The organism is Bradyrhizobium niftali (genome assembly GCF_004571025.1).
GTDB lineage: Bacteria > Pseudomonadota > Alphaproteobacteria > Rhizobiales > Xanthobacteraceae > Bradyrhizobium > Bradyrhizobium niftali.
The window spans coordinates 92,036-106,044 of the sequence record NZ_SPQT01000002.1 but is presented as its reverse complement, the minus strand read 5'-3'; the positions used below and the strand labels follow the sequence as shown (position 1 = coordinate 106,044).

At 62.3% G+C, this 14,009-nt stretch carries 12 protein-coding genes and 2 pseudogenes; 3 read left to right on the top strand and 11 right to left on the bottom strand.

Going from position 1 to position 14,009, the window contains the following annotated elements:
- Nucleotides 1–17 precede the first annotated feature (17 nt).
- The 3 genes from E4K65_RS05560 to E4K65_RS05550 are packed head-to-tail and all read left to right on the top strand — an operon-like array spanning nucleotide 18 to nucleotide 3,480.
- Nucleotides 18–1,136 (top strand): FAD binding domain-containing protein, encoded by a 1,119-nt coding sequence (locus tag E4K65_RS05560; protein WP_135173310.1) that lies wholly within the window; start codon nucleotides 18–20, stop codon nucleotides 1,134–1,136.
- Nucleotides 1,133–2,353 (top strand): FAD binding domain-containing protein, encoded by a 1,221-nt coding sequence (locus E4K65_RS05555; RefSeq protein WP_135173309.1) that lies wholly within the window; start codon nucleotides 1,133–1,135, stop codon nucleotides 2,351–2,353. Before E4K65_RS05560 ends, E4K65_RS05555 begins: the two co-directional genes overlap by 4 nt.
- Nucleotides 2,354–2,355: 2 nt before the next feature.
- On the top strand, nucleotides 2,356–3,480 hold the full coding sequence (locus E4K65_RS05550; RefSeq protein ID WP_135173308.1) for an alkene reductase: 1,125 nt from the start codon (nucleotides 2,356–2,358) through the stop codon (nucleotides 3,478–3,480).
- Between the two features lie 104 nt (nucleotides 3,481–3,584).
- Here the strand turns inward: E4K65_RS05550 and E4K65_RS05545 are convergent, their stop codons facing one another.
- The 11 genes and pseudogenes from E4K65_RS05545 to E4K65_RS05490 all read right to left on the bottom strand — a co-directional run bounded on the left by E4K65_RS05545 (nucleotide 3,585) and on the right by E4K65_RS05490 (nucleotide 14,008).
- Nucleotides 3,585–4,358, bottom strand: a complete 774-nt coding sequence (locus tag E4K65_RS05545) for an SDR family NAD(P)-dependent oxidoreductase (protein WP_135173307.1) — start codon at nucleotides 4,356–4,358, stop codon at nucleotides 3,585–3,587.
- Between the two features lie 75 nt (nucleotides 4,359–4,433).
- Nucleotides 4,434–5,638: pseudogene (locus E4K65_RS05540) on the bottom strand (MFS transporter).
- 6 nt (nucleotides 5,639–5,644) lie between these two features.
- On the bottom strand, nucleotides 5,645–6,466 hold the full coding sequence (locus tag E4K65_RS05535) for an aldo/keto reductase (RefSeq protein WP_135173306.1): 822 nt from the start codon (nucleotides 6,464–6,466) through the stop codon (nucleotides 5,645–5,647).
- A 19-nt stretch (nucleotides 6,467–6,485) separates the two neighbouring features.
- Nucleotides 6,486–7,406 (bottom strand): TIGR03571 family LLM class oxidoreductase, encoded by a 921-nt coding sequence (locus E4K65_RS05530; RefSeq protein ID WP_235885501.1) that lies wholly within the window; start codon nucleotides 7,404–7,406, stop codon nucleotides 6,486–6,488.
- Between the two features lie 438 nt (nucleotides 7,407–7,844).
- On the bottom strand, nucleotides 7,845–9,146 hold the full coding sequence (locus tag E4K65_RS05525; RefSeq protein ID WP_235885500.1) for an adenylate/guanylate cyclase domain-containing protein: 1,302 nt from the start codon (nucleotides 9,144–9,146) through the stop codon (nucleotides 7,845–7,847).
- A pseudogene (locus tag E4K65_RS05520) lies at nucleotides 9,094–9,633 on the bottom strand (substrate binding domain-containing protein); the annotation flags it as partial. The gene E4K65_RS05525 and the pseudogene E4K65_RS05520, both read right to left, overlap by 53 nt.
- Nucleotides 9,634–9,900: 267 nt before the next feature.
- Nucleotides 9,901–10,419, bottom strand: coding sequence for a Dps family protein (locus E4K65_RS05510; RefSeq protein ID WP_135173304.1), 519 nt, complete (start codon nucleotides 10,417–10,419; stop codon nucleotides 9,901–9,903).
- 72 nt (nucleotides 10,420–10,491) lie between these two features.
- Nucleotides 10,492–11,172 carry a YoaK family protein gene (locus E4K65_RS05505; RefSeq protein ID WP_135173303.1) on the bottom strand — a complete coding sequence of 227 codons (681 nt, stop codon included), beginning with the start codon at nucleotides 11,170–11,172 and terminating at the stop codon, nucleotides 10,492–10,494.
- Between the two features lies 1 nt (nucleotide 11,173).
- The gene (locus tag E4K65_RS05500) at nucleotides 11,174–12,595 is read right to left on the bottom strand and encodes an alginate export family protein (protein ID WP_135173302.1); all 1,422 of its coding nucleotides are present in this window, start codon (nucleotides 12,593–12,595) and stop codon (nucleotides 11,174–11,176) included.
- 16 nt (nucleotides 12,596–12,611) lie between these two features.
- A complete protein-coding gene (locus tag E4K65_RS05495; protein WP_135173301.1) occupies nucleotides 12,612–13,544 on the bottom strand; it encodes a VOC family protein in 933 nt (310 codons plus the stop codon).
- Nucleotides 13,541–14,008, bottom strand: coding sequence for a DoxX family protein (locus E4K65_RS05490; protein ID WP_135173300.1), 468 nt, complete (start codon nucleotides 14,006–14,008; stop codon nucleotides 13,541–13,543). Before E4K65_RS05490 ends, E4K65_RS05495 begins: the two co-directional genes overlap by 4 nt.
- Nucleotide 14,009: the final 1 nt, after the last annotated feature.

Genomic DNA, 14,009 nt, shown 5'->3' with positions numbered 1-14,009 from the left:
TCCGAGGGTTACAGAGCATGGGCATCGCGGTCGTCGGAGGCTCTCTCGCGGGACTGTTCACCGCGACGTTGCTTGCACAGGACGGGCACGACGTCACGGTCTACGAACGATCGCTCCATGGGTTGGGGGGACGCGGCGCGGGCTTCCTCGGCAAGCGCGAAACATTCGCGATCCTTAGGGCTTCCGGATGTGAGCACGTCGCGCGAGTCGGCGTGATCTCGCGAGAGCGCATTGTCTTCGGCGACGCCGGAACTCCGCTTGTCCAGCCGATGCCGCCGCAAATGCAGATATCCTGGGACGCCGTCTATCGAGTCTTTCGCGAACGGAAGGCGGACGGCACATACCTGCCAGGCAAGAAGGTCGAACATCTTCGAGAGGACACGAATCGTGTCGTTCTTCGCTTCGAAGACGGCAACGAAGCGATGGCCGACCTGGTCATCGGCGCCGACGGAATAGCATCCGTCGTGCGCGCCGTCGTGGACGGTCCTTCGGCCTCAAATTCCTATGCCGGCTACGTCGGATGGCGCGGTCTGCTTTCGGAGTCCGCCTTGCCTGGATTCGCGAGGGAAGAACTGCTCGACCGCTTCGCATACTTCCGGATGCCCTACTCCCACATCATCGGCTTCTTGGTGCCTGGCGCCGGAGGCGAGACCGGGACCGGACGCCGTAGGTACAACTGGGTCTGGTATAGGCCCGCGGCCGGACCGGCGACGCGGGACGGGGTACTTACGGATAGCCAAGGCCGCATCCATCGATATTCCCTGCCGCCCGGCACCGTCTCCGAGCGGGCCCGCGAGCGGCTCGTCGACGACGCGAGGCGGCTGTTGCCCCGCTCGTTCGCCGCGGCGGTCGAAGAAACGGCCCGGCCTTTCGAGCAGGGCATCTTCGACTACGAAACGGAGTGGATGGTGTCGCAGCGGATCGCACTCGTCGGAGACGCGGCATTCGTCGTGCGGCCACACACGGGGATGGGGATCGCGAAGGCCGCCGCGGATGCCATCGCGCTGCCTAAGCACATGTCATCCGTGCCGCTCGAAACCGCGCTCCGGAACTACGCTCAAGAACGAATTCAGGCAGGCAAAGCCGTCGCAGCATCCGGCCGCGAGTTGGGGGCTCGTCTGATGAGCCCGTCATGATCCTCGGAGATTTCACATTGGAAAAACGGATGAGTTGGCACGCCGAACATGGCTTTACGGTTACGATCGGCGGGGGATCCGTTGCCGGACTTTGCAATGCCATAGCCCTTCGGAAGATCGGCGCGACCGTACGCATCTACGAACGCGTGCCCGGTCCGATGATGGCGCGAGGAGCCGGCATTGTCGTCCAGGGCGAATTGACGCGTTTGCTCGCGGAGAACGGCGCCGGGGCCCTCCCCCGCACGTCCTGCCAAGGACGCCGCTACCTCGACTATGACGGCGGAGACGGAACGCTCGAGGAGGCACCGCAAGACTTCACATCCTGGGAAGCCATCCACGCAGCGCTGCGCGCCGCTGTCCCTGACGAGTGCTACCGCGCGGGCTCTGAGGTGACCGCTGTGACCCAGACGACCTCCAAAGTCGCGGCAACGCTCGTCGACGGCACGATCGTCGAAAGCGATCTGTTTTTGTCCGCGGACGGTTCGGGCTCGGCGACGAGACGAAGAATGCTTCCCGATGTCGCGGCGCGTTATGCCGGTTACGTCGCCTGGCGGGGCGTGCTGGACGAGCGCGACGTGCCTGGCGAGCTTTTGTCCTTTTTCCACGACCGTTTCACCTTCTCCGAGGCCCGCAGCGGGGGGCACATGCTCGCTTATTTCATCCCGGGAAGGGACGGCGCCATCGCGGCCGGATCGCGACGCCTCAACTGGGTCTGGTACGTTCACGTCAGCCCAGCCGACCTGGCGGGCGTGCTGACCGATAAGAACTGCACGCGGCATCGATCCTCGATTCCGCGCGGCGCCTTGCCGGACGGCGCCATCGCAGCGCTCAAGGCGCGCGCCCCTCGCGAGATTCATCCCAAGATGGCCGCGCTGGTGTCGGAAACGCCGGATCCATTTCTCCAGACCATCGTCGACGTGAGAGTGCCGAAGACGTTGTTCGGTCGGATCCTGCTGACAGGCGACGCCGCGTTCGTCGTCCGTCCCCACACCGCAGGAGGAACCGCCAAGGCGGCCTACGAAGCTGCCTCTCTGGCACGCGCTCTGAACTCGGCGCGCGCGAACGTCGACGTCGCGCTCTTGTCCGCCGAACGGCAGCAACTCGAATACGGGAACGCTCTTTACGAATACGGTCTCGCGTTGGGAAATCGCTGGTTGCGCGATAGACGCGCGGACCAGCTCGATCTGGCTCGCAATGAGCCGACCTCGAAGGAGTGAACATGCAAAGCCTTTTCCATCCGGCGACCTTGGGCGATCTCGATCTCGCGAACAGAATTGTGATGGCACCGATGACGCGTTCGCGCGCCAGCGAACGCGGCGTGATTAATCCGACCGCGTCGGAGTACTACGCGGCACGGGCGAGCGCTGGTCTCATTGTGACCGAAGGCATTAACGTGGGGCCGATGTCCTGCGCCTTCGACCGGACGCCTGGTCTCTGGACCGACGAACAGACCCAGGCGTGGAAGCCGGTCGTCGATCGGATCCATGAAAAAGGGGGGCGCGTCGTCGCGCAGCTCTGGCATGCCGGGCGTGCCAGCGCTCGCGGTCTCCTATCCGATGGACAACCGCTCTCTCCCTCAGGCGTGAACGACGATCTCGATCGGCTACAGGTGTGGGCGCTCCTCGCCAACGGTGCATATGTGCGGATAGCGGCGACATCATCGCGCGCGATGACCTCCGCAGAGATCCAAGGCGTCGTAAGCGAATTCAGACTCGCAGCCGCCAACGCGGTCCGCGCGGGCTTCGACGGCGTCGAGATTCATGGCGCCAATGGCTATCTCATCCATCAGTTTCTGTCGCCGACGATTAACCTACGAACCGACGACTACGGCGGAAGCGCCGAAGGACGATCAAAGCTGCTTCAAGAGATCGTCTCGGCGATTTCTGATGTCATGCCGCGCTCGCGGATCGGACTGCGGCTGTCGCCCTTCGCCGACTACAACAGCGTGCGGGATCCTGAGCCGGAGGATACCTATCGGCCCCTTGCTCACTGGCTGGAGTCGGCTGGGCTTGCCTATCTGCACCTTGCCGACACCAACGCCTGGACTGGAGCTCCCGACTACGAAAGAATGCTGTCGATATTCCGCGGAGGCTACCGCGGCCCGCTGATCGTCAATGCGGGTATCACCCCTAGACGTGCAGCGCAGATTGTCGGCTCCGGTGAGGCCCATGCGGTCGCCTTCGGTCGTCTCTTCCTGGCCAACCCAGACCTGCCAGCGCGAATTCTGATGGACGGTCCCTACAACTCGCCAAAGCAGTTCGGGATGTATGGCGGATCGAATTCCGGATATCTCGACTATCCTGAGCTTGAGAGCGGTCACGTGGAAGCCGCTGCGGGACACTAGCGGAGGCCGACTGCCGAGACAACTTGCCGGTCCGTGCCCGGTCGCGCCTCTGAAGGCAGTCTGCGCGGTACCAGGCCGATGTCGCCGGCACGTTGCAGCGCCTCTCAAACGATGGTCGGCGTGATGCCGCCGTCGACCCGTAGCGCCGCGCCGTTGGTCGCGGCCGAGAGCGGGCTTGCGAGATAGGCGACCAGCGATGCGATCTCCCCAGGCTCGATCATGCGTTGGATCAGCGAGGTGGGGCGGTCTCTGACGAAGAATGCCCGCTCTATCTCCGCTTCCGGCGCGTTGGGATCCTCGGCGACACTCTTGAGGAAATCGACGATTCCTTCGGATCGCGTAGTTCCCGGCAGCACAGAATTGACGGTAACCCGAGTGCCCTTGGTATTCGCGGCGAGACCCCGTGCGATCGCGAGCTGCGCTGTCTTCGTCATTCCATAATGAACCATGTCAGGCGGCACAAGCAGACCGCTCTCGCTGGCGATGAAGATGACGCGTCCCCAATCGCGAGCGATCATGCCTGGGAAATAAGCCCGGGCCAACCGCACGCCGGAGAGGACATTCACCTCGAAGAAACGACGCCAGTCTTCGTCGGAAATCGCGGTGAAAGGCTTCGATTCGTAGATGCCGAGATTGTTCACCAGGATATCTACCTCCGGCACAGCCGCGAGAAGCGTTGTCGCTCCCTCCGATGTCGCCGGGTCGGCGAGCACACCACGCGCACCGGATTCGACCGCCGCTGCGTCGAGCTTTTGCCGATTGCGACCGCAGATGACCACGTCGGCTCCCTCTGCGACTAGGCGTTTTGCAATCTCGAGCCCAATGCCGGCCGTCGAGCCGGTCACCAGCGCAGTCTTGTCGTTCAGTTGTAGATCCACTGTGTCATCCCTCCTGCTCCTTGGTGCCATCGTGGCACCTCGCGGCCGTCGCTTACTACCGAAAGCCTATCCTGCTCATGTTCGGCCCCTTCCTGTCACGCCTCGCAAGGGTTCATCGCGACCCGTCTGCGAGCCCCGAGCCAGACCGGCAGCGGCAAACGGCGCCCGCGATGGGAATGGCCGCATAGCCGAGGCCGAGGCTGATGACGCCGCCGCCGACCGCGGCACCAACCGCGTTACCGAGATTGAACGCTCCGACGTTGATCGACGATGCGAGCCCTGGCGCTTCGGAAGCGGCCTGCATGACCCGCATCTGCACCGACGGGACGATCGCGAAGGTCGCTGCTCCCCACATCAGTAGACCTACCGCCGCGCCTATATGGCTGGTGAGCAACAGCGGCAACACCGCCATGATGACGGCGAGGCTCGCGAGACAAATCTTCGTCGCGCCATCCAGCGACCAGTCGGCGAGCTTGCCGCCGAGACCATTGCCGACGGTGAAGCACGACCCCAATCAGAATCAGGGCAATCGTCACGAAAGTCTCCGACGCACCTGTTAGTCCGGCCAAGACCGGAGCCACGTACGTGTAGAGCGTGAACATGGCGCCAGCGCCCATCACCGTCGTTGCCATCGCGAGCAGCACGGTCGGCCGGATGAGCACCTCGAGCTCACGCCGTACGTCCGGAACGGTGCCCGATTCACCCTTTGGCAGCGCTATCCACAAGAAAATGATGGCGAGGACGCCGAGCCCCGCCGTTCCCGCGAATGCGATCCGCCAACCCACCTGCTGACCGATCCAGGTCGCAGCGGGAACGCCGCCGACATTGGCGATGGTCAGCCCCATGAACATGGTGGCGACCGCACTCGCTTGCTTTTCCCTCGGCACCACGCTCGCGGCGACGATCGCACCTAGCCCGAAGAAAGCACCGTGATTGAGGCGGGTAACGAGCCGGGATGCCAGTAGTGTGTAATAGTCCGGCGCCAGGGCCTAAAGCAAATTGCCGACAGTGAAGATCGTCATCAGCAGCATGAGCGCCGTGCGCTTGCCGAACCGACTGAAGACAAGAGTCATGATCGGCGCGCCCACCATGACGCCGATGGCGTACCCGCTGTCGAGCATACCTGCGGTCGGGATGGAGACGTCCACCCCCTGCGCGATGACTTGCAGCAGGCCCATCGGCGTGAACTCGGTCGTACCGATGCCGAAGGCTCCGATGGCGAGCGCCAGCAGGGGCCAGTTAAGACGCCGAGACTTTGTAAACGATCCGCTCACGTGCAGTTCTCCTCAATCCCAGACAGGAGCGAGACCGGGCGGGCTAACCAGGCGGCCGGTCGGTCGAGCGAGCTTGCCGATCGCGGCCATGTCCTCTTCCGTCAGAGCGAAATCGAAGATCGCGAAGTTCTCGGCCACGCGCTCGGGCTTGGCGGTCTTGGACAGCGCGACATAGTCTTGCTGGACCAGCCAGCGCAGCGCGACCTGCGCTGCGGACTTGCCATGCCTCGCCCCGATCTTCTGCAAAAGCGGATGGCGCGGCATCGCGCCGTCGGCCATACCGTAGTAGGCTGTGATCGCTACGCCCGCAGCCTTCGCTGCGGCGGCGACGGCGCTCTGATCGAGATAGGGGTGCACCTCGATTTGATTGGTGACGATCGGCGCCCTGCTGAGCGCGATCGATTCCATCGTCTGCGCTATATTTTGGTTGCTTACCCCGACGAAACGGGTCTTACCGGCTTCCTGAGCTTCATTAAGCAGGGAGATCTGGTCGGCAATCGAAACCTTGTCGCCCGGCCAATGCAGAAGCAACAGGTCGACCCGGTCGATCCCAAGCTTGTCGAGGCTCTGGTCCACCGAGGCCGAGAACTTGTCCTTTGAGTAATTGTCGACCCAGACTTTTGTAGTCAAGAACAAGTCCTCGCGGCGTACGCGGGCGGAGCGAAGTACGCGACCGAGCGCCGCTTCGTTCTGGTAGATCTGCGCGGTGTCGAAGTGCCGAAAGCCGGCCTCGAGCGCGGCAGGAACGGCCGCTTCGACTTCGGCGTCCGACATGCGGAAGACGCCGAAGCCGAGTGCCGGAATTTCGGCGCCAAGTGCTTTCACGATATTCATGCTGATTGTCCCAAAAGTTTTAGGCGGCTCGCGCCTTCGGATTTCCGACGAGCGCCGGCATGACGTCCGACGCCAGTTCTTCGATGATCTCGGCGGGCGGCCGCCCCGATTGTCTGAGATTGATGGCGATGTGATCGACACCGACCGAGGCAAGGGCTTCCAGATGCGCGATGAGTGCTTTGCGGCCGACGCGCGCGCCGAAGCGTATCGGTACAGCCGGCGCATCCACGTCTGTGAGCAGATCGAGATGAAAGGCGCTGATGAAACTGCCCTGGGCGAATGTCGCCTCGCGCCAGCGCGCCGCCTGTGCAGCCATTTTTTCGACGCTGCCGGGATAGACGAAGCGTCCGTCCATATGTGCGGCCAGCCATTTGTCGTCTTGACTGGCCTGCCCGGCAACGACCATCGGGATAGTCGGCTGCGTTGGGCGCGGGAGAAGATCGAGGCCTGGGGCACGCTTGCCGTTCACCGGCAGGCCGCCTGGCTGCCACGCTGCCCTGAGATAGGCGACCGCTTCGCGGAACGCCTTCCCACGCGCCTCGAAATCAAGACCGAGCAGAGGATACTCTACCGGGCGGTCGCCAGAGGCGACACCGAGGATCAGTCGACCGCCTGACAGCACGTCCACCGAAGCGGCGGCCTTCGCCGTCAGAAGCGGATGGCGGATCGGAAGCACCACGGCCGCCGTGCCTAGAGCGATCTGGCGCGTCACTCCGGCGAAGTAGCCGAGCAGCGTGAAGACGTCGTACACCGAGCCGGCGTCTCCCATATTCACGGCATCGAAGACCGGCACGTCGCGCATCCAAATCGCCGCAAAGTCGAGATCGTCGGCCTTACGGATGAGTTCGGTCTGCGCCGAGAGATCAGGTACGCCGCGCGCACGGCCTGCCGCCAGGCGCCGGGCCTCGCCAGCGGGCGACCAGTCGTTGTCGAACGGCAATTCAATGCCGAGCGTGAGACGGTCGGGCCTCCGGATCAGATCGAGAGCTGAGTTCTTTGCCATGGCCGTGACATAGGCCTGGTCACGGAGCCTGATAACCCATCAACGCTTTACAGTATTTGTGAAACCAGATCATAGGTGGAGCTCTCAGATCTTCCCCAGCGCGCCGCACCGCCCCCAAAATTTGTCCATCCTCTGGACTGCCAATTTCGCAACGCCTTTTTGGGACCCGCGTCCCAACTTTGGGCCATCGCGCGCCTCGAGCGTGTTTGAAGGCGCATGTTCGCCGCGGGCATAGCGAATCGACTAGTTTGTCGTCGGCGGAAAGCACTCGCGGGACGACGAGTGGTCCGAAGGCGATAGGAGAGCCGCTTCGGAAGCTCGCTCCTCTCCTAATGGCCATTCTGCCGACCGGTGGCTACGCCGTCGACGACACCCTCACCCCGCCAGTCCGTAGACCGACATCCGAGCGGCGACGCCCCGCAACTGATGCTCCCCGAGATGTTCGACGTCATGCGAAAGATGTCGGGCGACAGCTTCCGTCATGAGCAGGTCGCGGCCGATCGTTTTCGTGAGCGCCTCCAGGCGACAAGCCTCGTTGACGGCTGCACCGATGACGGTGAAATCCAGGCGATCCGGAGCACCAACGTTCCCGAAAAAAACCTCTCCTTCGTGAAGGACGATCCCTGCCCGCAGCGAGGCGCCCCCCTGCTCCGGATCGCATGTGATCTGCATCTCCCGGTTGGATGCGTCGAGCCTGGCGATAGCCTCCTTCGCGGCTGAGACCGCCGCGCGCGACGCATCGGCGGCGCCGACCGTAACGGGGAAGACGGCGAGCATGCCGTCGCCGATAAACTTGAGAGTTTCGCCGCCATGGGCGGCAACGGCGCTCGCCATCGCTTCGAAATAGGCGTTGAGCAGCACTAGCATGTCGGCCGGCTCCAAAACGTCCGACATCTTCGTGAAATTTCTGAGATCCGAAACCCAGATGACGGCGCGGATCGAATCTCCGGCGCCGCGCTTGATCGCGCCTTCGAGCACCTTGGCGGCGGCGCCGTAACCAAGGTATGCACCCAATGCGTTTTCGGAGATCTTCAACTCGCTGTGCCGCTGCACGTGCAGGGCGAACAGTTGGAAAAGACGCCTCAAGCAATCTATCTCCGCCCCGGCGAATCCGCCAACTGCTTTCGTTGCGATCGTGATCACGTTGCGCGTGTCAAGACCGGACAGAGGAATTGCCACGTAGTCCGTCATGCCGGCGGCCGCAAGCTCGATCATGATGGGAAACTCGGCCTGCGCCGATGGCTCGGTCGGCGTCCGCCGGATCGTCTCGCCGGTTTCGACGATGCGCTGGAGCGGATTAAGCCTGTAGGCATCGGAATCGATCGCGGCGTCCGCGACCCGCACTTCGTCGCAGAAACCGTCGTCGACGTTCCAGACCCATGCGAACCCGACGAGTTGAGGATGCAGCGTACCGATGTGCAGGGTGAGGCGATCGACCGACGATCCGGCGGCCTTCATGCGGCCGATCAGTTTGACCAGGAGGTCGATCATGTGCCGGTCGGCGGACGCCTCCTCCAATAGCCAGTTTTCGATCTCGACGAAAGTGTCCACGCCCGCCGTAACCATGATCGGGCCGGCTCTACGCACGAATGCGACCGACTTGGGATAGGATCGAGGCGATGGATCAGTAATTTCGAAAGGCATTTGATTTCCCTGAAGCATCCACTTCGCGGCCAAAGCGCTCGACCAAGAAATCGATGAAAAGTCTGACCTTCACCGAGAGGTGTCTCGTCGGTGGATAGATCGCATATAGTGTCAGCGGCGGGCCCCAGAACTCCTTTAAGATGGTTTTCAATCGCTGCGAATTCAGGGCGTCTCCGGCGATGAACTCGGGAATGAGAGCGACGCCCCTGCCCTTGATGGCAACGTCGCGCAGAACTTCCGCATTGTTAACGCACAAAGACCAAGCAGGATTGATCCAGTGCTCTCCGTCCGCGCCGGTGAGTTTCCACTGGTTACCGGTGAGCAGGAAGCCATAGGTGAGCGAGACGTGATCCCGCAGTTCCCGCGGATGTGACGGGGTGCCATGCTTCTTGAAATAGTCGGGAGACGCACAGACCACCCTGGGAATAGGCGTGGTCTTGCGGGCTATCAAGCTGGATGACTCCAGGTCAGCGATGCGAAGCGTGACGTCGAAACCGTCCTGGACAGGATCGACGAGGTTGAATCTCGAGCGGAAACCGGTGCTCATCCTTTCCGGACGACAGGATCCTATCGTGCCCGCGGACAACGCGGACACGTTGGCGATCATGCTGTCGGCCGCGGGAGGCACAGTGAACCATCGTATCCTCCCGGCGGGGCACCAGCTTTCGCAGGCAGACATCGCGCTTTCTCGCGAATGGATTGCAGAAATGAAGCACGAATCGATGGGCCTGAGAGATCTGTCGCGCACTCCTCTACTCTCAGCCTCGATTGGGAGCGGAAAGGGCCACTAACTTCTTCCCCGCGTCGATTCATACAGGAACCAAGTCCTGCGTTCGGCTTCGTCGATCCAATTTTCTATGAGGCTCGCCGAGGCCACGTCGTTGTGCTCGTCACAGACCGCGTGGGCCTCCCGCAGCAACGTCGTCATCCGCTTGTTGTCATCGAGAAGCTCGGCGAGCATGTCCTCAGGGGTTACGTAGGGCGCGTCATTGTCCAGAAGCCGTTGAATGCGGCTGATGTGACCGATCGATCGTATCGTCGTGCCGCCGAGCTTGCGGACACGCTCGGCGATGACATCGGTCGTCGCGAATATCTGGTCGCCCTGCTCGTCGAGCAACAGATGATAATCTCGGAAGTGAGGCCCGGACATGTGCCAATGAAAGTTCTTGGTCTTGAGATAAAGCGCGAACATGTCGGCCAGGAGCCCGGTGAGAGCCGCGGAGACATCCTTCGTCGCATTGTCGCCGAGATCGGACGGAGTTCGCAGCGGCGTCAGCTGTGTGGGCTCGGGTGAACGGTCTTGCATCGTTGCCTCCTATCTCAATCAAAGACCCAGAGATTCGCCGTCACTTCGTTTCGCCGATCTCTCCTCGCCAACTCACTTCGGCTCGGCGGCCGCAAGGAAGACGGCCGGCAGAGCGATGAGCGGCGGAAGCACGAAACACCAGGTTCCTAGCGTCGCGTAGAGGCAGGCGCCAGCGGCACACCCCAGCGCGAAAGCCGCCATGCTCGCTGACATCTTGCCGAGGCGCGGCTTGGCCGCAGTCAGCACGGGCGCGGGCGCACCCCTGAGTACGTCGGCCACGTCGATCATGATTTGGGTGGTAGTGCCGGTCATCAAGGTGCTCGGTGGTTCCGTGCCCATGTGAATGCGGTGCGCGGCGTTCTGAATTGCCATCGCGGCAACCAACATCATGCCAGTGCAGATCGCCTGCCAGCTATCACCTTGAACGAACGGCCCGAATCGGACGGCGCAGACCGCGCCGATAGCTAATAGCAGCACCTTTAACGCGAGCATCGAGCGGAAGATCGGTAAACCGATCGCGGGAAGAAAGAAGCTGAAGACCCGAGTGCCGATCACGACCAGGCAGAAGACGGGCAACGCCAGGAGCTTCGCCAAGGCGCCGGAAGTCCCGAGCACCATGGCCGCGCCGAATGTGACGAAATTGCCGGTTACGTGCGCGGTGAACAATCCCTGCAATGCGAGAAATCCCGCAGTGTCGACGAATCCCGCATTCAGGCTCAGCAGCAGCGGAAGGAGCAGTATCTGACGCGGCATTTCACCAGCCGTACTGGAGTTGGACGCCGACGTAGTTGCTGGTGTGCCCGCCAGCGCGGATGATCGTGTCACCGACGTCGAAATGCACTGCTTCGATGGCTCCCGTCAGATGGTCGTTGAAGGCGTAATCGAGCCGGATCTGGCCGTACATGCCCGTCCAGTTGCTGCCCTTGCCTGCCGTGCCCGCAATCGGGACGTTGGGCTGCACGTAGATCGCGTCAGTCGTCGTCTCGCGCCATTGAAAGCCAACCGCTGCGAGCACTTTCAACCGCTCTATCGGATTGAACATGATGGCCGGTTTGACGTGCAGAAGGTTCACGTAGCCCGTGTAGCCTGCAAGGGTGAAGTAGTATCCGTTAGGGAAGAGCGGATTGAGCGTGCCCAGCGATCCATCTCCGGGGTGATGGTCGCCGGACGCGGCATCGATCTGCAGCCCGACCCGCGGCTGCCACGGCACGCTGCTGAAGGTGTAGCCCGTGCGCGCGCCGACGGCCCAAGCGCGAATGTCCGTTGTCCCGACTTGGCCTACCTGCCCCATGGCCTCGAGGTCCCAATCGAAGTGTTGGGCATTGCCCGCGAAGCGGACATCGAACACGTGTCGATGTTCTTCGCCACTCGCATCCAGATATTTGGCGTTGCTCCGTTCGTAGAGCGAATAGTAGCCGGACAGTTCCTTGTCGCCGAACACCTTGCGCTCGACTCTCAGTGTGCTGAATTTGAAGTTATCGTTGGACGTGTCGTCGAACGGCTGCCCATCGAAGTACTGCACAGGACGGCTGACGAAGCCGATGAAGCGCCAGGGACCAGTCTCCCAGTCCGCCCACAACGCATCGAACGACTGCCGGACGTTGGGCCCATCTCGCGAGGATACGAAGCGCTGCAAGTCGAAGGCAAAATCCTGTCGTCCGGCACGCGCCTTCAGGGTACCGCCCGAGAACGTATTGACGTATTCGACGAAGGCCAGACGAAGGTCTAGTCTATCCTGATCGACCGAAGTGACGTTGAACTTGTGAAAGGCCCGATCGTCCTCCAACTGGACGAATGCACGCCAATTCTCGTTGAAGTGGATGTCGGCATGCACCTGCAGCCGTTGCAGGAAGTAGCTATCGGATGGAGTGTTGCTGGTGCCGAAGCCGGCCGCGTTGTTGCTCTCGAAGCGCTCCCGCAACGTTGCGCCCAGCGAAATGTAGCTCTTAGGATCGGTGGCCCAAAGGGGAATGTACTTCAGTTCATCGAACGGCTCTGTGCGCAGCCTTGGATCGGCGAGAACCGACCAGTCCTCCGCCCAGCGGTTCGCCTGGATAGCGGGCCGCTTCGGAAGCGTGGCGTCTCCGTCATCCGCGAGTGCGCGGTCGGCTCCGGCGCCGAAAATCGCGAGCGCCAGAAGGATCCAGAAACCGCACAGATAAGCCCGATCCGCCATTGACGCTCATCAACTCCTACTTGCCGGCGGCCCGCGCCGCGCTCTTCTGCGCGAGCGAGTGGATCTCAGCGACATAGCCGCCAGGAAACACGACGAACGCCGCGGAGCGACCGTCCGACGTGTAGGGTTCGACGAGCACCGAGGCGCCCGCCTCTTTCGCCTTGGCCAGCGTGGCGGCGAGATCGCTCACTTCGTAGCCTGTCGTCTCCCGTCCATAGGGATAGGGCAGATGACCGTCAGTGACCAGCACGACCATCTTCCCGAAGGCGGATTCGATCCGGATCCGGCGGTAGGTCGCCTCCGGCCTGCCTATCTCTGCTCCGGGAGCCTTTGCGTCATCGGAGACGATCTTGCCCCGCGAAAAGGCCAGAAAACCACGGGTGAACGCCGCGACCCGGTCGGGCGAGACATAAACGCGGTTCTCCGGAATCCGCTCGAAGGGAGTGTAGTCCGGCTTCGTCGTGTGCCAGTAGATCTGAAGGTTGACACCGCCAGGCCACTGGATCACGGCGTCCCGTCCAATAGGGTCCGGAAAGGTCGACACGATCACGTCTGCGCCCGCAGTTCGCGCCGCCTTGATTGCCTCGTCGATGTCGGTGACGAGGTAGCCGTTGCGCTCGGCGCCGAACGGATACGGGATCGGCGTCTTGAAGCCGAACAGCGAGACGGTGCCCGCTGGCGTCTGCAAAAGTTGGGACGTGGTGCTGCTTGGAGTTGGCGTAACAGTCGCCACCACTTGCTTGGTGCTCTTGCCGCCGAAGGTCGCGAGGAAGCTCGTCACGAACTTGTCCACGTCCTCGGGTGCCACGTAGACGTGCGTCGTATCGTACTGTGGAGCGACGGCAACTCCGGTCTCCCGCGATTTCGTTGCGTCCTTTGCCGCAATCGGCGCGGTTGTCCCGACGGCCGCAGCGAATGCGAGCAGAACCAATATCCTAGCCGGTTTCATCGAGAAACTCCTTGGGTGGCTTGAGATCGCGCAACAGGACTCGAGCGGACGGAGGACGCGTCGGCAACGATCGATACGACGACGAGACCTGCAATCAGACCGAGATGTTCGAAGAAGGCATTTGTAGTCATGAATCTCTCATGGCCACTCATAGTCCAGAACGCGTTGGCGGTGAGCATCGCGACGAACGTAAGGACGCCGAGCCCACCGGCACCGAGCCAGACGAAGCGGTTGATGACGACAAGCAGGGAGCCACCGAGTTCGACCACGATGGCCGCCGCCGCCCACAGCCATCCTGGATGAAGGCCGAAATGTTCCTGCTCGGCCGCGGCAGCCGCGAAGTCAAGCAACTTGGTCGAGCCGCCGATCACGTAGGCCGACACCAGCGCCAATCTGACGGCATGCCACAAGAGCGGCCGGCGGAGAATCGAGGACACCCAGTCCGGAGAATCTTTGGACGTCATC